Here is a 23,144-nt window from a genome sequence, read left to right on the forward strand (position 1 = left end):
CACTTGATGCAAGATGAGCCTGCCGCAGAAACTTATGCATTTTTAGCGGAGCAAGGGCTGTTACAAGTGACTGAGCAGGTTCAGGCTACAGAATCCGGAGATAATTTTGATGGGCGTAAGGTGTTTGCGAGCCTTACTGGACTGGCATCTTTTGACGTAGATTGTGATGCGACTGGTTCAAACCCCGCCTGGCATGCAACCCCGGGACGTCACTTTTTTCGATGGCAGGAGCAAAGCGGATCAAGCGGATACTGTTATGTCAATGACAGAAATATAACCCCAATGTCTGTTGCTTTTGCATCAGGTGTTGCTAATTGCAACGCGCTTTATGTTCAATGTAAGGCTTTTGCTCCAACTAATACAACACCTGCATTCAATGATGGCGCAACAGCCACTTTGAACGTGCTGGAAGATAGTGGCGCTACTTCTATTAATTCTTTACTGGATGTCAGTGATGTAGATGCCAGCCAGACCTTAACCTGGACAGTCACTTCAGCCCCGACAAAAGGCAGTTTAGGTGGATTCCCTGTGACAGCCAGTTCAGGCAGTGCGACAGTGACGCCGGCCGGGCTGACTTATACCCCAACAGCAAATGCCTCAGGTTCGGATACGTTTACAGTTCAGGTGTCCGATGGTACTGCAACCGATAGTATCGTGGTGAACACAACAATCACAGATGTTAACGATGCGCCGACCCTGACAGCTACAGGGGGTACACCCACCTATACAGAGAATGGTTCGGCGGTGGATTTATTCAGTGCTGTATCTGCGAGCACAGTAGAGAGCGGCCAGGCCATTAACAGGTTAGTTTTAACTGTGGCTAATCTTGCTGATGGGACCAGCGAGTTACTACGAGTGGACGGCACGGACGTCGCACTGACCAATGGCACTTCAGGCACCAGTTCTGGTGGTAATTCAGTCGGCTATAGTGTCTCGGTGACGGGTTCAACGGCTACTGTGACTCTGACAGGGAGCTGGACTACTGCTGTGACACAAACACTGGTGGATAACCTGAGTTATCGTAATGCCAGCGAAAATCCGACCACAACTTCAAACCGCGTTGTCACTTTAACTAGTATCCGCGATAACGGTGGAACCAGCAACAGTGGGGTTGATACCACAGCTTTATCTATTGCCGCTACTGTGACGGTATCCGCAGTCAATGATGCCCCCAGCACTCCTACAGACGCTAATGTCGCAAGCAATACTGTGGCGGAAAATGCAGCCAATGGCACCACTGTAGGCATTACTGCCTCGTCCACTGATCCGGATAGTTCGGTCAGCTACAGCCTGACGGATGATGCAGGTGGCCGTTTTGCTATTGATAGCAGTACAGGTGTGGTGACTGTACTGGATGGCAGCTTGCTGGATTATGAAACGGCAACCAGTCATGACATTACAGTGCGGGCAACAGATGGCTCTTTATTCGCCGATCAGACTTTTAGTATTGCAGTAACAGATGTGGACGATACCGGACCTGTAGTCACTAATGTTTCATCCACTAAAAACGATGGCAGTTATAAAGCAGGCGAAGTGATCAGTATTCAGGTGACTTTTGATGAAGCAGTTACTGTCAGTGGTGGCACGCCGGGCTTATTGCTTGAAACCGGTAGTACCGATCAAACCGCCAGCTATAGCTCAGGTTCGCCCGGCACCGAGCTGAACTTTACCTACACAGTGCAGGCAGGTGATACCAGCGCGGATCTGGATTATGTCAGCACCGCAGCTCTGGTGGATAATGGTGCAACACTGCGTGATGCGCTAAATAATGATGCCACTCTGACCTTACCAGCTCCTGGTGCTGCGGGTTCATTAGGGGCAAATAAAGCGCTGGTGATAGACACTACGGCCCCTAATGCACCTTCAACCCCGGATTTAGCCGCAGGTTCAGATTCGGGCGCAAGCTCCAGCGATAATATAACCAATGACACTACACCCACACTGACAGGTGTTGCAGAATCGGGCAGCACTGTCACTTTATATGATACAGACGGCACTACAGCTCTGGGTTCAGCAACTGCAACGGGGGGGGCCTGGAGTATTACAGCCGCTCCAGCCCTGAGTGAAGGCAGTCATACGTTAACGGCCAAAGCTTTGGATGCCGCAGGCAATGAGTCTGTGGCTTCTGCTGGTTTAACTGTCACCATTGACAGCACGGCTCCGGCAGCACCTACGGTGCCGACGCTGGATGCAGGCTCAGATACCGGCAGCAGTAACAGCGATAATCTGACCAATGCATCCAGCCTTGACTTCACTGGGACAGCCGAAGCGGGTAGTACCGTGGCTTTAAGCTCTAACGTGAACGGGGCTTTGGGTTCTGCTGTTGCCACAGCGGGTAACTGGAGTCTGACCACTTCAGCTGTCACCACCGCAGGCAGTCACACTATTACCGCTGTCGCCACTGATGTGGCAGGTAACTCCAGTGGTGCCTCATCCGGTTTAGGGATAGTGCTGGATCAGACCACACCAACTGTGACTGCGACCTCACCGGCAGGAACACCGGCAGCAGAAGATACCACTGTCGATTTTACCGTCTCTTTCAGTGAGGTTGTGGCTAATATTTCCACTGATGACTTCGCATTGGGCACCACAGGCGGTGTCACTGGAACTATCTCCAGCGTCTCGGCAAGTTCAGGCGCCAGTGTCACTGTGACTGTCAGTGGTATCAGCGGTAACGGTACGGCCAAACTGAATCTGAATGCGTCAACTGACATTACTGACGCAGCTGGTAACGCCGGCCCCCCGGCCTACACTGGAGGTACTGGGCATACAGTCGCTATTCCAACAGCTCCTGATGCGCCAACAGCGGTCACAGCTGCTGCAGGTGATGGTGCTGTGACTGTAAACTTCACTGCTCCAGTCAATGATGGTGGCGATGCTATTGTGACTTACACCGCCACTTCTTCACCTGATAATGTGTCTGCAAGCTGTAATGGGCCTGCCGCCTGTCCGATCACAGTGTCAGGCTTAACTAACGGTACTGCTTATACCTTTACGGTCACCGCAACCAATGGTATAGGCATCAGTGTGGCTTCTGCGGTTTCTTCAGCTGTTACACCCAAAGGCAATCAAAGTATTAGCTTTACTCAACCAGCGGCACAGAACTTTGGCTCCAGCCCGACTTTATCAGCCACGGCCAGTTCTTCCCTGGCGGTCAGCTTCAGTTCGGCGACGACAGGAGTCTGTACTATTACCAGTGGTGGCGAACTGACTTTTGTCAGTGCAGGTACTTGTAGCATCAATGCCGACCAGGCAGGTAACGGCAGCTGGAATGCCGCCACGACCGTCAGCCACAGCTTTACGGTGAATGCTGTCGCGCCAACAGCACCAACTATAGGCACTGCAACCGCTGGCAATGGTGATGCGACAGTGGCTTTCACTGCACCTTCCAGCTCTGGTGGTGTCGCTGTAACGAGTTATACAGTCACTTCAAATCCTGGTGGTTTCCAAGGTACAGGTGCAGCTTCGCCTATTACGGTCTCAGGCTTACAAAACGGTGTCGCTTATACCTTTACCGTCACTGCAACCAATGCCTCGAGCTTAACAGGGGCTGCTTCAGCAGCTTCTAACTCAGTGACGCCTGCATCACCACAAACTATTAACTTTGGTAATCCAGGCTCGCAGAACTTTGGTACTACACCAACGCTGACAGCCAGTTCATCCGCTGGTGGTGGTTATCCGGTTAGCTTTACTTCTGCAACTACAAGTGTGTGTACGGTAACAGGCACAACAGTTACTTTTGTCACTGCGGGTACCTGTACTATTAATGCTAATCAGGCCGGTGATACCAGCTTCCTGCCTGCACCTCAGGTCAGTCAAAGCTTTACTGTGGCCCCTGTCGTACCGGGCGCCCCAGCTGCCCCTGTAGCAACTGCAGGTAACCAGGAAGCTTCTGTTGCCTTTAGCGCACCTGTGTTTACTGGGGGGAACGCTATTTCCGGTTATACAGTAACGGTAAGCCCGCCTGATGTTGCACCGGTGAGTGGCGCAGCCTCACCCATAGTGGTGACAGGCTTAACCAATGGTGTGGCTTATACCTTTACAGTAGAAGCAGAAAACTCTGCAGGTTCTGGTGCTGCTTCTGCGGCCTCCAACAGTGTGACTCCGGCCGCGACTCAGACTATTACCTTTGCTCAGCCAACTGCGCAGAACTTTGGTACTACACCAACACTCACTGCTACTACAGATGCAGCAGGCCTGGTACCTACCTTTAGTTCCGCCACTACCGGGGTTTGTACCATCACCAGTGGTGGCCAACTGACCTTTATCACCGCAGGGACCTGTACCATTAATGCTGATCAGGCGGGTAATGCCAGCTATTTAGCTGCCACTCGGGTGACCCGCAGCTTTACCGTGAATGCGGTGATACCGGGTGCGCCAACTATTGGGACTGCTACGGCGGGTGACGCACAGGCGACTGTGACGTTCAGCGCACCAGCAAACACAGGGGGTACCAGTATCAGCAGCTACACCATTACGGCCAGCCCGGGAGGCTTGAGCAGGACTGCAACCTCATCACCATTTACCTTTACGGGTCTGACAAATGGGACTGCTTATACCTTTACTGTGACGGCTACAAACTCGGCCGGTACCAGTGTGGCCTCTGCCGCGTCGAATTCGGTGACACCGCAACCAGCTAATACAGCACCGTTAATTTCTGGTACTCCGGCAGGATCTGTAGTTGCCGGAACGGCCTACAGCTTTATTCCAACAACCAGCGATCCGGAAAACGATGCCTTGAGTTTCAGCATCAGCAATCAGCCTGCCTGGGCCAGCTTTAACGCCAGCACCGGTGCGCTGAGCGGCACGCCTGCGGAAACCGATGTAGGGACCAACAGCGGCATTGTGATTAGTGTCAGCGATGGCTCTTTGAGTGCATCACTTCCAGCCTTCAGCATTACCGTGACTGCGGCAAATAAAGCTCCGGTGATTTCCGGTACGCCAATCACCAGTGCTGAGGCAGGAACTGCCTACAGCTTTGTGCCGACTGCATCGGATCCAGAGCAAGATCCGCTGACATTCAGCATTACCAATCAGCCTGCCTGGGCCAGCTTTAACGCCAGCACCGGTGCGCTGAGCGGCACGCCTGCGGAAACCGATGTAGGGACCAACAGCGGCATTGTGATTAGTGTCAGCGATGGCTCTTTGAGTGCATCACTGCCAGCTTTTTCGCTGACGGTGGTGAAAGCGAATGAAGCTCCGGTAGTGGCAGACCGCTCAGCAAGCACGGCAGAAGACACACCTTTGAGCCTGACGCTGACAGCGCAGGATCCGGATCAGGACGAGCTGACTTATGAAATTGTGACTCAACCTGAACATGGTACTGTCACCTTGCAAGGGGCTTTACTGGTTTACACACCAGAAAAAGACTTCAACGGTTCTGACAGTCTTGGTTATATCGCCAAAGATGCAGAGTTAAGTTCAGACGCAGCCACTATCAGTATTGAAGTCACAGCAGTGAATGATAATCCTGTGGCGACCGATGACAGCTTCAGCCTGCAACGGGTTGACACTAACCAGTATCAATTAGCGGTATTGGCCAATGACAGCGATGTGGACGGTGACACTCTGACGATAGACGGAGCTTCGACCAGTGTGGGTACTGTGGTCTTTAATGCGCAAGGCTTAACTCTGACAGTGCCGGATCTGTATGTTGGCCCGGTCAGTCTGCGTTACACAGTGACTGACGGCAAAGGTGGGCGTGATAGTGCTGATGTAAACCTGATTATTGAAGGAGGAGCTGCATCAAACCTGCCAGTGATTACAGTGCCTGCCGATATTGAAGTGAATGCAACAGCACTCTTTACCCGCGTACCGCTTGGCACTGCAACTGCAGTGGATCGCAATGGTCGTCGCCTGCGGGTGTCCTTGATTAACGGCAGCCTGTTCTTTGCACCAGGTGAGCATATTGTCTACTGGCAAGCGACGGATGCCGACGGCAATACCGCGACTAAAGCTCAGCGGGTCAGGGTGAATCCATTGGTGTCCTTAAGCAAAGATCAGCTGGTGACCGAAGGCAACGAAGTGGAGGTTCAGGTGATACTGAATGGTCCGTCTCCTGTTTATCCGCTGTCTGTGCCATACACTGTCAGTGGCAGTGCAGGTACAAATGACCATACACTGGTGTCTGGTGTCGCTGAAATCAGCTCAGGCCTGAGCACGACTATCCGCTTTAATGTACTGGAAGACGGTCAGGCTGAACCATCTGAGGATATCATTATTACGCTGGATACCAGTGTCAATCGAGGCAGCAAACGCAGCAGCCGTATCCTGATCAGCGAAGCGAATGTGGCTCCTGTGGTGTCTTTAACCGTGAGTCAGAATAACGAAAATCGTCTGACCATCAGTGAGGGTGACGGTGTGGTGACTGTCACTGCCACTGTGACAGATGCGAATCCACAGGATCAGATCAGCGGCACATGGGACTTTGGTCGTCTGGAGAATGTAACGTCCGATCAGACGCAGTTAAGTTTTGATCCGGACGAACAAGGGCCAGGTTTATATCTGGTCAGCTATACGGCTACAGATAATGGCACGCCGAATTTATCCGCCACCTCCAGAGTCTTTATTGTGATCCGGCCAAACTTACCGACTTTGGGCTCTGCTGATACGGATGGCGATTTAATACCGGATGATCAGGAAGGTTTTGCCGACTCAGACGGTGATGGTATTCCGGATTATCAGGATGCGATTAACGAATGTAACGTGATGCCAACCGAGTTCCTGGGACAAACAGAGTTTGTGGCTGAAGGTGATCCTGGGGTCTGTTTACGCTTAGGTACAGTGGCGGCAGAAACAGATGCAGGTGGTTTGCAAATCGCCAAAGATGCTGTTGAAACAGACAATGTTGCGGTCAATATAGGGGGTATCTTTGACTTTATCGCCTACGGTTTGCCTGAGCAGGGGATGAGTTACAGCCTGGTGATACCACAACGTTTACCAGTACCAGCCAATGCGGTGTACCGTAAATTTAATGATGTGACAGGTTGGGTAGATTTTGTCAGCAATGAGCGGAACTCAGTCTCCAGTGCGGCTGGTGAGCGTGGTTTCTGTCCTCCTCCTGGTGATGCGGTCTGGACTGCAGGTTTAACCGAAGGTCACTGGTGTGTGCAGGTGACAGTCGAAGATGGTGGCCCGAACGATGCCGACGGTATAGCCAACAGCGCTATTGTTGACCCAGGTGGTGTGGCTGTTGAGCTCAATGACAATACATTGCCTGAAGCCACAGCAGATGAAGCAGTGGTCAGAATGAACAGCAGCGTTGATGTTGATGTACTGGCGAATGACACAGATGTGGACGGCGATACGTTAACTGTCAGTCAGGCCATCAGTAGCTTTGGTACTGTGACTATTCTGGCGGATCAACAGTTAAGCTATACACCAAACCCAGACTTTGTCGGAACTGATACAGTGATTTACAGTATTACCGACGGTAAAGGCGGCACAGCAAGCAGCGAATTAGTGGTGACAGTGTTCAGCAACAATGCGCCAGTCGCTGTGAATGACAGTGCATCGACCGATGACCGAACTGCGATACTGATAGCTGTACTGGCCAATGATACAGATGCAGAGGGTGATGTACTGACTGTAAGTACGGCAACAGCGTTGGAAGGTACGGTCAGTATTGAGGCCGACCAGCGTCTGCGTTACACACCCAAAGTGGGGTTTCATGGCGTGGACACTATTACCTACACTGTGACAGACAGTTTTGGTGATTCAGCAACAGGCACAGTGAGTGTGCAGGTCAATGCGTTCCGTGATGTGACAGTCGAAAATAAATCCGGTGGAGGCAGTATGTCGGCATGGTGGTTGGGTTTGTTAGTGATGGTGGCGGCACTGCGCCGTCAGCGTCTGGCGGTGTTGTTAAGTGCTCTGGCGTTATTGAGCTTTAAATCTCAGGCTGGAGACTGGTACCTGCAGGCCAATCTGGGGCAGGGAGAAACCGAACATTCTGCCGGGGAGATGCAAAAACAATTGCCCGCAGGCAGTGCTATTTCAGGCTATGACAATAAAGACCAGTTGATGGCGGCCAGCCTGGGTTATCAGTGGAACTCTTTTCTGGCCTTTGAGCTTGGTTATCTGGATCTGGGGGAAGGTTCCGTCGGTCTGACATCCACAGTGCTGGACCCGGCCGCTTACCATCAGTTGGTCAAAGCTGTCAGCCCGGTTCTGGCTGACGGCTGGACTTTAGGGGTGAAGTTGACTCTCTGGCAAGTGGAGCAGTTCAGTGTGGAACTGCCGGCAGGTTTTTTCGGCTGGCAGGCCGATATTGAAAGTCAGCGTGGTGCAGATCGGCTGGTGTCGGAGTTGGATGGCACTGACCCTTATGCCGCCATACAGGCCAGTTATCAGTTATCGGCGCAATGGGCTGTGCAACTGGGGTATCAGTATATCGATATGGACCCGAACACAGTCAAAGCCTGGTATCTGGGTGGCCGTTACCGATTCTGATCCGTCGGCACATTGTGACAAAAGCCAGCCTGATGCTGGCTTTTGTTTTTGAACCCGAGTCAGTCAGCATAAATCTGTTATGCTGACAAAAAAATCATGAGTGAAAAGGAGAACTGCTGTGGCAGGGCAAGGTTCTGGCGGCAATGTTTTAGCCGCCTTATGTACGCTGTTTATTCCGGGCTTAGGTCAGCTACTGCAAGGCCGGTTGCTGGCGGCCATTGTGTTTTTTGTAGTGGTGGGGCTGGGTTATGCACTGTGGTTTTTGGTGGTGCCGCCCATTATCGGAGCATTGGTTCACCTGTTTGCCATTCTGGACGCAGCACGCTTTAAAGGCTGACACCAAGCAAAAAGGGCACCGATGCAGGCTAATGCCAGTCAGATAAGCAGTTTTTATGCAAAAACTGCTTATCTATTCACTAGCTTGGTTCAGCTGCAGCGGAAAAGGCAAAGCCCACGCAGACACGCCGTGAATACAATCCCTGTAGGCTCGGCTTTGGCTTGCCGGGGTTTTGCAGAACAAAACCCGTTCGGTGGGCAGCAAGCCAGATGGCTGGCTTGCTGAAATCCCAACCTCACCCTGCCAAAGACGGTCTGCTTAGTTCTTTGCCTTCCCTCGCTTTGGATAGACTCAGTGACTTCACTGTTTTAGTTCAGGTGAATCCTGATACTGCACCGTAAAAAGTAATATCAGTCGGCTTAACTGACTGGCATTACACCGATGCAGTCGCCCTTTTTCATATCTTGATAGGTAATTGAAGGTTATGCAGTGACCATGCGCAGGCTCAGCGCATGGTCACGAACTCCTCAGCCGACGTTGGGTGGATCGCCACGCAGTTATCAAAGTCGGCTTTGGTGGCGCCCATTTTGATCGCTACCCCAAAACCCTGCAGCATTTCATCGGCGGCAAAACCTATTACATGCAAACCTACCACTTTTTCGTCCGACCCGGCGCAGACGAGTTTCATCCGGGTGGGCTGGCGGTGTGCTGTCAAAGCTGTGTACATGGCGGCAAATTCGCTGCGGTACACTTTGATGGCCGCTTCACCATACTGCGTTTTGGCTTCGTCTTCGGTCAGGCCTATGGTGCCAATAGGCGGGTGGGAGAACACCACGGTTGGCACTGTGTGGTAATCGAGTTTGCTGTCGGCTTTGCCATTAAACAGCCGTTCAGCCAAACGTCGCCCTGCCGCCACTGCCACCGGCGTTAAGGCCAGACGGCCGGTGTTGTCGCCGACGGCATAAATACCGGGCACATTGGTGTTCTGGTAGTCGTCTGTTGGAATAAAGCCCTGAGCGTCTGTCTGCACACCTGCGTTTTCCAGTTGCAACTGATCGGTGGCTGGCACCCGGCCTATGGCCCAAATCAGGCAATCCACTTGCAGTGAACGCCCGCCATTCAGCTGCAGGGTCAGGCTGCCATCGGCATTTTTTTCCACCGCCAGTACTTCAGTGTGCGGGTGCAGCGTTGGACCCTCTTTGGCCATCAGCTCCACTAAAGTGTCAGACAGCATGTGGTCGAAGCTGCGCAGCGGTTTATCGCGGCGCACCAGCAAATGGGTCTGACTGCCAAGGGCATGCATGACGCCGGCTATTTCCACTGCGATATAACCGGCACCCACCACAGCGACCCGTTTCGGCTGCTGCTGCAGCGCAAAAAAGCCATCACTGTCGATGCCAAGTTCAGCACCCGGCAGCTTAGGCACCAGCGGGCGGCCGCCAGTGGCAATACTGATATGTGGCGCGCTGTAGCGTTTGCCGTCGACTTCCAGGGTATTTTTATCAACAAAACGGGCAAAACCACGGATCACTGTGACATTGTTTTTCGCCAAAACCCGGTCGTACGAGGCATGAATACGGGAGATATAAGCCTCACGGCTTTCCACCAGTTTGGCCCAGTTCAGCTCCGGCATGCTCAGGTCCATGCCATAATCCGGTGCGTATTTAATGGCATCGGCAATCTGACCTGCATACCACATGGCTTTTTTCGGCACACAGCCGACATTGACACAGGTGCCGCCCAGGTATTTGGCCTCAATAATGGCGCATTTGGCGCCGTGGCTGGCCGCTCTGTTGGCGCTGGCAATACCACCGCTGCCGCCACCAATGGCGATATAGTCAAAGTGTTCGGTCATGGGTTGCTCCGGGCAAACGAAAACATAGTGGGTTTATATGGGGTGATAGGGCTGAACTCAAGCACCATTCTGTCGCCTGCTGTGCAAGCTTTGCTTGAGATACGCAAAAAAATCCCAATACTATGGGTATTCCATCTGCTAAAGAGAGTTGCGATGAGCAATCTGTTAACACAATTCCAAGGCTTGCCGCCTTTTAGTCAAATTACCCCAGACTTAGTCAAGCCAGCTGTTGAACAATTAATAGCTGCCTGTACCGCTGATGTGAATGCGGTGGTGCAACAACAGAATCACAGCTGGCAAAGCCTGATTGTGGCCCAGGAAGAAAACAGTGATCGCTTAAACCGGCTCTGGTCGCCGGTGTCGCACCTGAATTCGGTGAAAAACAGCCCGGAGCTGCGGGAAGCTTATGAAAGCTGCCTGCCGTTGCTGTCGGATTTTGGCACCTGGGTGGGCCAGCACGAAGGTTTGTATCAAGCCTATCTGGCGTTATCCAAAAGTGCTGAGTACAAAAGTTTAAGCAAAGCGCAGCAGAAAGTGATTCAAAACGCGCTGCGCGATTTTAAGTTATCCGGCATTGGCCTGGCGGATGAGAAAAAGCAGCGTTATGGCGAAATTCAAAGCCGCCTGTCAGAGCTGGGTTCCACCTTCTCCAATAACACTTTGGATGCGACTCAAGCCTGGTTTAAGCATATCGAAGACGAAGCCTTGCTGGCTGGTATTCCTGAAGACGCCAAACTGGCAGCGGCCGAAGCAGCACAGCAGCGCGAGCTGAGCGGCTGGGTCTTTACGCTGGAGTTCCCAAGCTATATAGCTGTGCTGACGTACGCCGACCATGCCGACTTACGCGCAGAGCTGTATCAGGCTTACTGCACCCGCGCCTCAGACCAGGGCCCGACCGCGGGTCAGTTTGACAACACGGCCATTATTGAAGAAACCCTGGCACTGCGCCACGAACTGGCGCAGTTGCTGGATTTTAACAACGCGGCTGAAGAATCTTTGGCCACTAAAATGGCCGAAAGTCCGGCCCAGGTGCTGGATTTCCTGACCGATTTAGCGCGCCGCGCCAAGCCTCAGGCGGCGCAGGATTTAGCCGAGCTGCAAGCTTTTGCCAAAGCGGAGTTTGGCGCCGACAGCCTGAACGCCTGGGATGTCACTTATTATTCCGAGAAATTAAAACAGGCCAAATACGCCATTTCCGATGAAGCGCTGCGGCCATATTTCCCGGAAACGAAAGTGGTGCCTGGCCTGTTTACGGTCTTGAATAAGTTGTTTGGCGTTGAAGTAAAAGCCCGTGACGGTGTCGATGTCTGGCACCCGGATGTGAAGTTTTATGACATTTTTGACCAGCGCGGCGAGCTGCGCGGCAGCTTCTATCTGGACCTGTATGCCAGGGCGAAAAAACGTGGTGGTGCCTGGATGGATGATTGCCAGGGCAGGCGTTGGCTGGCCGATGGCAGCCTGCAGCGCCCTGTAGCCTACCTCACCTGTAACTTCAATAAACCTGTGGGCGGCAAACCGGCCTTATTTACCCATGATGAAGTGGTCACTTTGTTCCATGAGTTTGGCCATGGTATTCACCATATGTTGACCAAAGTGGACGCCAGCGCTGTGGCTGGTATTCATGGCGTGGCCTGGGATGCGGTCGAGTTACCCAGCCAGTTTCTGGAAAACTGGTGCTGGCAGCCCGAAGCGCTGGCGTTGATTTCCGGCCATTACGAGACCGGCGAACCTTTACCGCAGGATATGCTGGAAAAAATGCTGGCGGCGAAAAACTTCCAGTCAGCGATGTTTTTAGTGCGTCAGCTGGAATTTGCATTGTTTGATTTCCGCCTGCATGCGGAGTACCAGCCAGAGCTGGGGGGCCGGGTGCAAGAGTTACTGGATGAAGTGCGCCAGCAAGTCGCGGTGATAGTGCCCCCCCGTTTTAACCGTTTCCAGCATGGTTTCAGCCATATTTTTGCCGGTGGTTATGCGGCCGGTTATTACAGTTATTTATGGGCCGAAGTGCTGTCGGCTGACGCCTTTGGCCGTTTTGAAGAAGAAGGCATATTCAGTACTCAGGCGGGCGCAGATTTTCTGCACTGCATTTTGGAACAAGGCGGCAGTGCCGAGCCGATGGAGCTGTTTAAAGCTTTCCGTGGCCGTGAACCGTCCAATGCGGCTTTATTACGGCATATGGGCATCGCTGCCTGACAGTGAGGGTGTGATGAACAAAGTGTTGACTATACTGGCGTTGGTCAGCCTGGGCTTGCATCAGGCTGTTGCTGCTGAACCCATTCAGCGGATGACACAAGGGGGCACTATGGATCTGAAAACACAAATTCAGCAGCAACGCGCTGAAATTTTCCGTCTGATTGGTGACGCCAAAGCCGAGAGTCCACAGCAGTGCCGGGTGCTGGCCTTGGGGCAAAAAGCCTGCGGCGGGCCAGAAGCTTATGTGGCGTATTCGGTATCCAGCACAGACGAGGCCAGGTTGTTAAAACAGGCTGAACTCTATAAAAGCCTGCAGCAACGCTGGTTTAAAGAATCCGGCATGATGTCAGATTGCGCCATAGTGCCGCCGAAGCAGGTGGAATGGGCCAATGGCTATTGTGTGTTGGGCCCGTCGGCCGATTCCATCTGAGGATAAATGATGGCTTTTGTTGAACAATTTGAGCTGATTTACCACAGAGCAGCTGAACGCAAAGGTGGTATTGCGGCGCTGGAGGCATTACTCAGCAAGCCCCGTACCTCAGAACAGCTAAAGCAATTAACAGATGCAGAGTGTCTGAGCGAATTCAGTAAAAAAATCTTTCAGTCCGGTTTTGTCTGGTCTGTGGTGGAAAAAAAGTGGCCTGAGTTTGAGCAGTTATTTTTTGGCTTTGAACCCGCCAAAATTCTGCTGATGAGTGACGGGATGCTGGCCGAAAAAGCCACAGACCCCCGTATTATCCGCAATGCCACTAAAGTCTTTGCGATACGTGACAATGCGTTGATGATTAACGACATAGCAGAAAAATACGGCAGTTTTGGTCAGTTTTTAGCACAGTGGCCCGACACGGACACCATAGGGCTGTGGGCTTACCTGAAGCAGCATGGCAACCGGCTGGGTGGCAATGTGGGCGCTTATGGCCTGCGGTTTCTCGGCAAAGACACCTTTATCCTGAGCCAGGATGTGGAAGCCTACCTGCGCAGCTCTGGTTTGGTCGAAGGCGGCCTGACCAGCCAGAAAAACCTCAAAGCCATCCAACAGCAGTTTAATTTGTGGCGTGAGCAATCCGGTCGCAGCCATCAGGAGATCAGTAAAGTGATCTCCATGAGTGTTGGCGATAACCATGTGGGCATGGCGACGTAGAGGGTGGATTTACCCAACCCGCACAAAACCCGAATTCTGCACTGTTCAGGATTTGTTACATTTTTGTTTTAGCTTTGCGTGAGCTCCGTGTTAAGTTGACCGCTTTATGGTCTACAACACGGAGCTTCTTATGGCCACCTCAGGGTTAGAAATCAAAGGCTTAACCAAAACTTACGACAACGGCGTCAAAGCGCTGAACAATGTAAACCTGTCGATCAGCAAAGGCATGTTTGGCCTGCTCGGGCCCAATGGTGCTGGCAAATCCTCGCTGATGCGCACCATCGCCACCTTGCAGCAACCCGACACAGGTTCCATTCAGTTTAATGGCATCGACGTGCTGAACGACCCGCAGGCGCTGCGCAAAACCCTGGGTTATCTGCCACAGGATTTTAGTGTGTACCCCCGCATCAGTGCTTTTGATTTATTGGATCATCTGGCGGTACTGAAAGGTTTTAATCAAAAGAAAGTGCGCAAAGAGCTGGTCGAAAGCCTGCTGGCGCATACCAATTTATTCCAGCATAAAGACAAAGCGGTCAGCGGTTTTTCCGGTGGCATGCGCCAACGTTTTGGTATTGCTCAGGCGCTGCTGGGCGACCCGGATTTACTGATTGTCGATGAACCGACCGCTGGCCTGGACCCGGAAGAACGCAACCGTTTTCACAATTTGCTGGTCAGCCTGGGTGAACAAAAAGTGATTATTTTGTCCACTCACATTGTGGATGACGTGGCTGAGTTGTGCCCGGCTATGGCGGTACTGGCCAGCGGGCAAATTCTGCAGCAGGGCAGCCCAACGCAGTTGATTGAACAGGTGCAAGGCAAAATCTGGAGCAAAACCGTGTCTGCGGCCGAAGCGGCGGAGCTGGAGCAGCAGCTGCCGGTGATTGCTAAACGCTTGTTTGCCGGCCGCACCGTGCTGCATGTGTATGCCGAGCAGGCGCCCGAAGGTTTTGCTGCCACGCCAGCCGGTCTGGAGGATGTGTACTTCTCCACTCTGGCCAGCCACCGCCAGCAACATGCAGCTTAAGGGGGCCTTATGTTTGTCGCCATGCTGCGTTTTGAGCTGCGCTATTTTCTGCGCCAGCCGTCTTTTTATGTGGTCAGTTTGCTGCTGTTTTTAAGCAGTTTCTTTTCGGTGACGTCCGACAATATAGTGATTGGCGGCGGTGGTGAGGTGTTTAAAAACAGCCCCTTCGCTATTGCCCAGACGCTGTTGATCCTGAGCCTGTTTGCGATGTTTGCCGTGGTGAACTTTGTTGGCAGTGGCGCCGTGCGTAATGCGCAGCACCAAATGGAAGAGCTGATATACACCAAACCACTGCAGGCGTTTTCGTACCAGTTTGGCCGCTTCTTCGGCAGCTATCTGGTGGTGCTGCTGGTGTACCTGAGTGTACCCATAGGTATTTTATTGGGCAGCTTTATGCCTTGGGTTGACGCCAGCCGCTTTGGCCCGACCAACCTGTACTTCTACCTCTATAACTTTGTGGTGCTGTCGGTGCCCGGGCTTTTTGTATTGTCGGCACTGTTTTATGCGGCGGCCACCAAATTCCGCTCTTTAATGCCGCTGTACCTGATTGCTGTGGTGATGCTGGTGCTGTATGCGGTGTCCGGTACCTTTGCCCGCATGCCGGAATACCGCAGCCTGGCCGCCCTATTGGACCCTTTTGGCATCCGTACTTTCCTGGATCTGACCCGCTACTGGACCATTCAGGAAAAGAACAGCCAGTTGGTTGAGCTGAGCGGAGTGTTACTGCAAAACCGTGGCTTATGGTTGCTGATTTCCTTTGCATTGCTGGCCGCAGCCGGTTTATTCCGTGTGCCGGGGCTGGCGAAAAAAGATCTGAAAAAAGCCAAAGGCAAAGTGCTGCAGCCGCCTGTGGTGACTGTGGCGCAGTTGCAGCAAAAAGCCAGCCACTGGGGTGGCAGCAGTGCACTCTGGTGTCGCATTCGTTTTGAAATGCGTCAGGTGCTGTTCACTGCACCTTTTGTGATCCTTGGCCTGATTGCCATGGCGCAGCTGATTGGTCCCTTGTTCGGCGATTTTGACTGGTACGGCACCTCGAACTGGCCCGTGACCCAGCGTATGGTCGAGCATATCTCCGGCTCGCTGGGGCTACTGGTGGTGCTGGTGACTGTGTATTACAGCGCTGAGGTGATCTGGCGTGAACGCAACTCCGGCATGGGCGATATTATCGACACCATGCCAGTACCCAACCTGACCTTCTGGCTGGCGAAATTACTGGCGGTTGGCGCGGTCATGCTGCTGCTGTTTGTGCTGGGCACTTCGGTCACTGTGGTTTACCAGGCGATAAAAGGCATGACAGAGTTTGAGCTGTCACAGTACGCCATCCGCCTGGGCTATTTCTTCTGGGTACCGGCCTTGTTCACAGTGGTGCTGGCGTTTTTCCTGCAGGTGCTGAGCCCGAACAAGTTTGTTGGTATGGGGCTCTTTGTCGGCTACTTTATGCTGTCGCTGGTGTTGTCGAACTGGGGCTTAGGCCACAGTTTGCTGAATTTTGGCACCTCACCTTCAGTGGCGTTTTCGGACCTGAACCAGTATGGCTCGACGCTGGAAAGCCATAGCTGGTACATGTTGTACTGGGGCGCTATTAGTCTGGTGTTGTTTGTATTGGGGTACGGCTTGTACCACCGCGGCCCTATGCAAAGCCTGAAACAACGCTGGCGCATTTTGGGTTACCAGTTGGGCGCGACAGGCAAAGGCCTGATTGCTGCGTCGGTGTTGGTGGCCCTGGGCAGCGGCAGCTTCCTGTTTTACCAAACCACAGTGCTGAATAATTACCAAACGGCCGACCAGCAGCAAGATCTGCAAGCCGATTATGAGAAAGAATTAATCCAGTACGCCGGCTGGCCCATTCCGGTCACTACAGCTGTGGATGCGGCGGTGGATTTATACCCTTCAGAACACAAAGTCAAAGCCAGGGTGCAGCTGAGTTGGCAAAACAAATCCAGTCAGCCTATTGAAAAAGTACTGGTGAATTGGCCGGAAAACACGGAGCAGCTAAGCATTCGTATCGACGGCGCCAGCCTGAGTGAGCGCGATGACAAACTGAGAACCAGCTGGCTCAGCTTTACCCCTGCAATTGCGCCAGGCCAGAGCATCAGCGGTGAAATTGAGCTGGTGCGTCAGGTGGTGGGCATTCGCGAAACCGGCTTTGACCCGTCCGTGGTGGAAAACGGTACCTTTATTAATAACAGGGCGCTGTTGCCCACCTTTGGTTATCAGGAAGACTACGAGCTGCAGGACAGGCACGAACGGCAAAAGCGTGGCCTGCAGCCGAACGAACGCGCCAATAAGCTGGAAGACAGCCGCTTCTACCGGCAGAACTTCTTTGGCCAGGATGGCGACTTTATTCAGTTTGCCGCCACCATTTCAACCGAAGCGGATCAGATAGCACTGACACCGGGTTACCTGCAAAAGCAGTGGCAGCAGGATGGCCGTCAGTACTTCCGCTATGAAATGGACCAGCCGATGGTGAACTTCTACGCCATAGTGTCGGGCCGGTATGCGGTGAAAAAGCAACAGCACAATGGCATCAATATTGAAGTCTATTACCACCCGGCCCATGGCTGGAACGTGGACCGCATGATCGAATCGGTACGCGATTCTATCGATTACTTCAGCAAAGAATTTGGCCCTTACCAGCATAAACAAATGCGCATTATGGAGTTTCCGGGTTACCGCAGTTTTGCCCAGAGTTTTGCCAATACAGTGCCGTATTCGGAGCGTATTGGCTTTATTACCGACCTGCGCGACCCGGACAATATAGACCCTGTGTATTACGTGACTGCCCATGAGGTGGCGCACCAGTGGTGGGGCCATCAGGTCGGCGCCGCTGACGTGCAGGGCAGTGCGGTGATCTCCGAGAGTCTGTCGCAGTATTCGGCACTGATGGTGATGGAGCAGAAATACGGTGCCGATAAAATACGCCAATTTGTCAAATACGAGCTGGACCGCTATCTGCAGGGCCGCTCGGCAGAGCGTATTGGTGAAATGCCTTTGTTGCGGGCCGAGAACCAGTCGTACATCCATTACCAGAAAGGTTCTGTGGTGATGATGGCGATTAAAGACCGGCTGGGCGCAGAGCGGCTGAATGCCAACCTGAAGGCCTTTAACGAACGTTACCGGCTGCGCAACGACCCATTCCCGACCACGCTGGATCTGGTGCAGTACTTAAGCCTGAATACCAGCATGGAAGAACAGGCCTTTATCAACGACCTCTTTACCCAAATCACCCTGTACGACCTGCGGGTGAAAGACGCCAAAGTGACGGCGCGGGAGGATGGCAAATTTGTGCTGGACCTGACCTTGTATGCACAGAAACTGGTGGCCGATGACAAAGGCAATCAGCAGGAGCAGCCACTGGATGAACTGGTGGACCTTGGTGCCTTCAGCGCCGACCCGGACAAAGCCGCAGCTGCAGGTGAAACCCTGTATCTGCAAAAACACCGTCTGGTGTCCGGTGATAACCAGCTGCAGATCATTCTCGACAGCAAACCGCTTTATGTCGGTGTGGATCCGCTGGTGCACCTGATCGACCGCGACAGCGCCGACAATATCCGCAAGTTGTAACCCCCTCCTGGGGTCAGAGTAGGACTCTGACCCCAGCCTGTTCCTTTTTTAGAATCTCAGCTACAGTAAGTTGCTTTGTTTAATTAAAAGGAACTTGCAATGGTATTGGCACATCATCAGCCGGCTTTATCGGCGGCCATTCGCAGCTGGCTGAGTGGTTTTGCTGCAACGGCTTTTACCCTGACTCTGATCCTGCTGATGTGGGCTATGGTCAGTCTGATTGGTCAGACTCAGGATATTGTCACTCAGCTCAATGCCGAGTTGCGTTGGGCTTCCCCTCAAATCGCTTTGTCCGCTGCAGCGGCTTTGTTGTGGTTCTCGCTGATGAGCTGGTGGTCGGCCCGTTATATTTTTCAGCAGACAGAGCGTTGGATCACGGGTTATCAGGGCGATGAGCAGCACAGGCCCACCGCTTTTATCAGCGCCCAAACTGCCCTCTGGTTACCCAGAGTCTATGCGGTTGCGCCTGGGGTGCTGCTCTGCACCACAGGTTTGAGCCGGAGTTTGTATGGCACGGCATTTTTAGGTGTGCTGGTGGCCCTGCTGGCTTTGGTGTTGGTACTCAGCCGAAAAAGCTGGCGGCACGCGGCGCTGCTGAGCCAGACAGGTTTAGACCAGACCCGCAGCTGGCAATGGCTTAGCCTGGGTTTTACGGCGCTGATGGCGTTTTTTTCCATTTTCTTTTTGCCACACACAGCGGCGCTGCTCGGGGCCTTTAACACCTTGTTTATTGGCTTGGGCAGCCTGCTCTGCGGCATGACTTTTGGTGTGTATTTTGTCACCCGCAGGAGCTGGAACTGGCCGGTGATTGGTGTCATTCTGCAACCCCCGGTGCCTGTGCTGAGCCTGGCGATTTTGGCGGCACTGGCGATCAGTGCGGTGTTGCCGACCGACAACCATGGGATCCGCCGCTGCCTGACTGCGGCCGGTGCAGACGCAGCGCTGCAGTGCCCGACTCCTGCCGCTTCAGCTTCCTATGCCTACCCTGATTTAGCTGCAGCCTGGCAGGATTTCAGCCAGAAGCTGGAGCAACATCAGGCAGGAGCAGGGCTGGTGCCGGTGTTTTTTGTCGCCAGTGAAGGTGGTGGTTTGAGGGCGTCTTACTGGACAGGTCTGGTGATGTCTGAGCTGGAAAAGCAAATCCCGGGTTTTTCTGCCCATGTATTTTCGCTGGCTGGGGTCTCTGGCGGTTCGGTCGGAAATAGCTTTTATGCCGCCGCTTTGGCCGAACAGCAACAAAGTACAGTCAATGGCGCAGTATTGCAGCAACAGCTGCAGCAAGCCGTCGGGCAGGATTACCTGACACCTGTGACCACCTCGTTTTTATACAACGATTTATTGTTCCGCTTTTTGCCGTTGCAGTTTGACCCTTATCAGCAAGACAGGGCTGAAGCACTGGAACGCTCCTGGGAGAGGGGCTTTGCCAGTGTCTTTGCACTGGCGGGGGATGAGGGCCTGAGTCAGCCGTTGCAGCAGTTTTACCGGCCTTCAGCCCAGGATACAAAACGCCCCTGGTTGCCTTTGTTGTTGAGTCTGGGGTCACATCAGGAAGCCGGGGCTATTGTGGTGACGGCGCCTTTTCCGGTTGATGCGGAGGATTTTCCCGCAAGCTATGATGTTTACCAACTGATGGGCTGCCGCAGCCCTGCAGGTTTGAGTTGTGATCTGCGTTTAAGCACTGCAGCACTCAATGCCGCCCGTTTTCCTTTTGTCACACCAGCCGGTTCCATCAACTACGATTTGCGCACCGGCGACACAGCCGTCAGCTGGTCGGCGAAAACGCATATAATTGACGGTGGTTATCTGGATAATTTTGGCGCTACTGTCACCCGCCAATTGATCGCGCGGCTGACGCAACAAGGAGCTTTTGATAAAAAGCCGGATGGCCGGCAACTGGTGCCGATAGCGCTGGTGATCAGCAATGATCCGGCGCTGGAGCCAAACATTCTCAATCTGCAACGAATCGCACCCGACAACACCAGCAGTATGGTAGCAAACGAGCTGACAGCACCTCTGCAAGGTTTGTTGTCGGCACGTCAGGGCCAGGGCTACAGTGCGCTGACTCAGCTGCTGGTGACACAGAACCAAGGCGCTGCGGCCAATCCCTATTTTCAGTTTCAGCCTGAGCAGGGCTCCGTATTGAAAAACAGCCTGGTGTTTCGTTTGCCACCCAGCCTGAGTGATGTCCCCTTGGGGTGGTGGTTATCTGACCATGCGCAGTTGCAGATGCAACAACAAGTGGGACCTGAACAACCTGCCGGGCTATTGATCCAGGCTCTGCAACGCCAGATGTCAGCTCAGCCTTGAGATTGTTGCAGAGCCTGCTGGCCCAGACCTCAGGCTCTGCGTTAGACTAAAGGCCATTTTTGTCACTGGTTTGTCTATGTCGATTGCAATATCCCCTTCCGCCGAATTTCCGGCCGCGTTGCGTCAGCAACTCCAACAGAGCTTTGGTCTTTCAGTGCAACCTGACCCTGTTGGCTGGTATTTGTGCTGGAATGGTGAGGCTTTGGTGTTGCGTCATAGCGAGCTGCCGAAACAAGGCGATGTGCTGGTGGACTTTTGCAGCGGTACTGCGGCCTGGCGGCGTAAACACGGTGGCGGCAAAAGCGAAGCCATTGCCAAAGCTGTGGGGCTGAATAAAAAATCCGGCCTGAGGGTGGTGGATGCGACCGCTGGCCTGGGCCGGGATGCACTGGTGCTGGCCAGTTGCGGTGCCAAAGTAACGCTGGTGGAACGTAACTCAGCGGTGGCCGCTTTGTTGGCTGACGGCCTGCGCCGGGCTGCAGTGCACCCGGACACCGCCGACTGGTTACCAGAGCGGATGCAGCTGGTGTTTGCACCGTCGCAGCAGGCTTTAACTGAACTGCCAGCCCCCGACGTGGTCTATCTGGACCCTATGTTTCCGGCGCGGGAGAAATCGGCGCTGGTGAAAAAAGAAATGCAGGCCTTTCATCAGGTGGTGGGGACGGATGAAGACGCCGATGCGCTCTGGCCTCTGGCCTGGCAGCTGGCGCAAAAACGTGTGGTGGTCAAACGCCCGGGGTATGCCGGCTTTCTGGCCGGGCAAAAACCCACTATGCAGGTGGAAGGCAAAAACAACAGATTTGATGTGTATGTGAAAGCTGCACTCTAAGCCACAGGAGAAGGAAGACAGCATGACCATTGGCGCAGTACTGCCGCTGAAAGTGACAGGCAGTTATGGGGTGGATGATCTGAACCGCGCCCATATTTTATTCAGTTCGTTGGACCGTTTTGCCGAACCCGGTTTATTCAGTGAGTTTTATGTGGTGGTGCCCGCCAATGAAGTGGGCATTGTTGAGCAGGCCTTTGCCCGTTGGGCGCATTTGGGCATTAAGGTGTTGTCCGAAAATGAACTGGTGCCAGAGCTGGCCAACTACCCGAAAATGCGTGGCTGGCGCAAACAACAGGTGGTGAAACTGGCCATCGCCTCTAAAATGCAGGCGAAGTTCTACCTGACTTTTGATGCGGATGCCATTTGCCTGAAAGCCATCAGCAAAGCAAACCTGTTGCCTGAAGGCAAAGCGCTGCTGCAATACGAATTCCGCGCCCAGCATCCCAAGTGGTGGAAATCGTCTGCCCGTATTTTAAAAATGAACCCGAATGTCGGTGACCCGGCGGTGGGGATGACAGTGACTCCGGCCATGCTGTCGGTCGAACTGGCGAAAAAGCTGCAGCAGGAAATCACCCGTCTGCATGGCAAACACTGGGTCGATTTCCTTGGTCAGTTGCATATTCCGTCGTCGCCGCTGAACTGGTTACCGCATCGTTTTCTGATGCTGAAATGGACAGAGTATTCGTTGTATTACCTCTGTGCCCGCAAATTGGGGCTGCTGGAGCAGTACCATGTGATTGCTGGCACAGCGCAGTACCCGCAACGTTTGCTGGTGCATGAATCGCACCCTTATGAGCAGTGGGATACCGCCTATAGTTTCAGTAACCGTTGCCCGGGTTTGTTTTGTGTGGTGGGCAGCAAAACCTTTTTAGCACCGGCCGAAGTCTGGGCTAAAGTTGGGCCCTTTATTAGTACCGATAATGAAATCAGCAAATTACTGGCTGCCACCCAAGCGGTGCAGCCCTGAAGACCAAGGAGTAAGTCATGATTCAGATTGGTGAGCGATTACCGGATGTACAGTTTCAGCGTTTAACCGACAATGGGGTAGTCACGCAAAGCACGGCCGAGTTGTTTAAAGGCGAAAAAGTGGTGTTGTTTGCCGTGCCGGGTGCTTTTACCCCCACCTGCAGCGCGGCCCATTTGCCGGGTTTTGTCGAGCGGCAACAACAGTTCTATGACAAAGGGGTGGACCGTATTATTTGTCTGTCGGTGAACGACGCTTATGTGATGGATGCCTGGGGCAAGGCGCATAACGCCGGTGATATTCTGATGCTGGCTGATGGCGCCGGTAAGTTTGCTCAGGCCACTGGTCTGGCGGCAGACACAGGTGATTTTGGTGGCCTGCGTTCACGCCGTTACGCCATGCTGGTGGACGACGGCGTGGTGACACAGCTGCAGGTGGATGAGCCCAAACAATTTGAAGTCAGTAAAGCAGAAGTGATGTTGACTCTGCTGTAAAGTGGAGAGTAGGGGTGGGTCTTGACCCGCCCACGTTGTTTACAG

Annotated in this window: 12 protein-coding genes; 11 read left to right on the plus strand and 1 reads right to left on the minus strand. The window is 53.3% G+C overall.

Annotated features, from left to right (window positions below):
* Positions 1-282 precede the first annotated feature (282 nt).
* Complete coding sequence (locus WKJ03_RS13245; protein WP_337842696.1) at positions 283-8,451, plus strand: Ig-like domain-containing protein; 8,169 nt, start codon at positions 283-285, stop codon at positions 8,449-8,451.
* A 118-nt stretch (positions 8,452-8,569) separates the two neighbouring features.
* Positions 8,570-8,788, plus strand: coding sequence for a hypothetical protein (locus tag WKJ03_RS13250; RefSeq protein WP_337842697.1), 219 nt, complete (start codon positions 8,570-8,572; stop codon positions 8,786-8,788).
* 445 nt (positions 8,789-9,233) lie between these two features.
* Here WKJ03_RS13250 and gorA read toward each other — a convergent pair whose 3' ends face one another.
* Positions 9,234-10,583 carry a glutathione-disulfide reductase gene (gorA, locus tag WKJ03_RS13255; RefSeq protein ID WP_337842698.1) on the minus strand — a complete coding sequence of 450 codons (1,350 nt, stop codon included), beginning with the start codon at positions 10,581-10,583 and terminating at the stop codon, positions 9,234-9,236.
* 153 nt (positions 10,584-10,736) lie between these two features.
* Here gorA and prlC point away from each other — a divergent pair, with 153 nt between their 5' ends.
* From prlC to WKJ03_RS13300, 9 genes are all read left to right on the plus strand, one after another.
* A complete protein-coding gene (gene prlC, locus WKJ03_RS13260) occupies positions 10,737-12,776 on the plus strand; it encodes an oligopeptidase A (RefSeq protein WP_337842699.1) in 2,040 nt (679 codons plus the stop codon).
* 13 nt (positions 12,777-12,789) lie between these two features.
* Positions 12,790-13,206 (plus strand): hypothetical protein, encoded by a 417-nt coding sequence (locus WKJ03_RS13265; RefSeq protein WP_337842700.1) that lies wholly within the window; start codon positions 12,790-12,792, stop codon positions 13,204-13,206.
* Positions 13,207-13,215: 9 nt separating this feature from the next.
* Positions 13,216-13,917, plus strand: coding sequence for a DNA-3-methyladenine glycosylase I (locus tag WKJ03_RS13270; RefSeq protein WP_337842701.1), 702 nt, complete (start codon positions 13,216-13,218; stop codon positions 13,915-13,917).
* A gap of 130 nt (positions 13,918-14,047) precedes the next feature.
* Positions 14,048-14,941 carry an ABC transporter ATP-binding protein gene (locus WKJ03_RS13275; RefSeq protein WP_337842702.1) on the plus strand — a complete coding sequence of 298 codons (894 nt, stop codon included), beginning with the start codon at positions 14,048-14,050 and terminating at the stop codon, positions 14,939-14,941.
* Between the two features lie 9 nt (positions 14,942-14,950).
* The gene (locus WKJ03_RS13280; RefSeq protein ID WP_337842703.1) at positions 14,951-18,505 is read left to right on the plus strand and encodes a M1 family aminopeptidase; all 3,555 of its coding nucleotides are present in this window, start codon (positions 14,951-14,953) and stop codon (positions 18,503-18,505) included.
* 99 nt (positions 18,506-18,604) lie between these two features.
* Positions 18,605-20,812 carry a hypothetical protein gene (locus tag WKJ03_RS13285; protein ID WP_337842704.1) on the plus strand — a complete coding sequence of 736 codons (2,208 nt, stop codon included), beginning with the start codon at positions 18,605-18,607 and terminating at the stop codon, positions 20,810-20,812.
* Between the two features lie 76 nt (positions 20,813-20,888).
* A complete protein-coding gene (locus tag WKJ03_RS13290) occupies positions 20,889-21,641 on the plus strand; it encodes a class I SAM-dependent methyltransferase (RefSeq protein WP_337842705.1) in 753 nt (250 codons plus the stop codon).
* Positions 21,642-21,663: 22 nt separating this feature from the next.
* On the plus strand, positions 21,664-22,608 hold the full coding sequence (locus tag WKJ03_RS13295) for a DUF6492 family protein (protein ID WP_337842706.1): 945 nt from the start codon (positions 21,664-21,666) through the stop codon (positions 22,606-22,608).
* A 17-nt stretch (positions 22,609-22,625) separates the two neighbouring features.
* Positions 22,626-23,099: a peroxiredoxin gene (locus WKJ03_RS13300; RefSeq protein ID WP_337842707.1), complete on the plus strand. Its 474-nt coding sequence runs from the start codon at positions 22,626-22,628 to the stop codon at positions 23,097-23,099.
* Positions 23,100-23,144: the final 45 nt, after the last annotated feature.

Origin of the sequence: Rheinheimera sp., from assembly GCF_037442525.1 — a bacterium.
In the GTDB taxonomy this organism is placed as follows: Bacteria; Pseudomonadota; Gammaproteobacteria; order Enterobacterales; family Alteromonadaceae; genus Pararheinheimera.

Excerpts from the sequence above, each read along its gene's own strand:
- WKJ03_RS13270 (WP_337842701.1), top strand. The coding sequence starts at position 13,216 with ATGGCTTTTGTTGAACAATTTGAGCTGATTTACCACAGAGCAGCTGAA.
- WKJ03_RS13265 (WP_337842700.1), top strand. The coding sequence starts at position 12,790 with ATGAACAAAGTGTTGACTATACTGGCGTTGGTCAGCCTGGGCTTGCAT.
- WKJ03_RS13295 (WP_337842706.1), top strand. The coding sequence starts at position 21,664 with ATGACCATTGGCGCAGTACTGCCGCTGAAAGTGACAGGCAGTTATGGG.
- gorA (WP_337842698.1), bottom strand. The coding sequence starts at position 10,583 with ATGACCGAACACTTTGACTATATCGCCATTGGTGGCGGCAGCGGTGGT.
- WKJ03_RS13290 (WP_337842705.1), top strand. The coding sequence starts at position 20,889 with ATGTCGATTGCAATATCCCCTTCCGCCGAATTTCCGGCCGCGTTGCGT.
- WKJ03_RS13280 (WP_337842703.1), top strand. The coding sequence starts at position 14,951 with ATGTTTGTCGCCATGCTGCGTTTTGAGCTGCGCTATTTTCTGCGCCAG.
- WKJ03_RS13245 (WP_337842696.1), top strand. The coding sequence starts at position 283 with ATGTCTGTTGCTTTTGCATCAGGTGTTGCTAATTGCAACGCGCTTTAT.
- WKJ03_RS13285 (WP_337842704.1), top strand. The coding sequence starts at position 18,605 with ATGGTATTGGCACATCATCAGCCGGCTTTATCGGCGGCCATTCGCAGC.
- WKJ03_RS13300 (WP_337842707.1), top strand. The coding sequence starts at position 22,626 with ATGATTCAGATTGGTGAGCGATTACCGGATGTACAGTTTCAGCGTTTA.
- prlC (WP_337842699.1), top strand. The coding sequence starts at position 10,737 with ATGAGCAATCTGTTAACACAATTCCAAGGCTTGCCGCCTTTTAGTCAA.
- WKJ03_RS13275 (WP_337842702.1), top strand. The coding sequence starts at position 14,048 with ATGGCCACCTCAGGGTTAGAAATCAAAGGCTTAACCAAAACTTACGAC.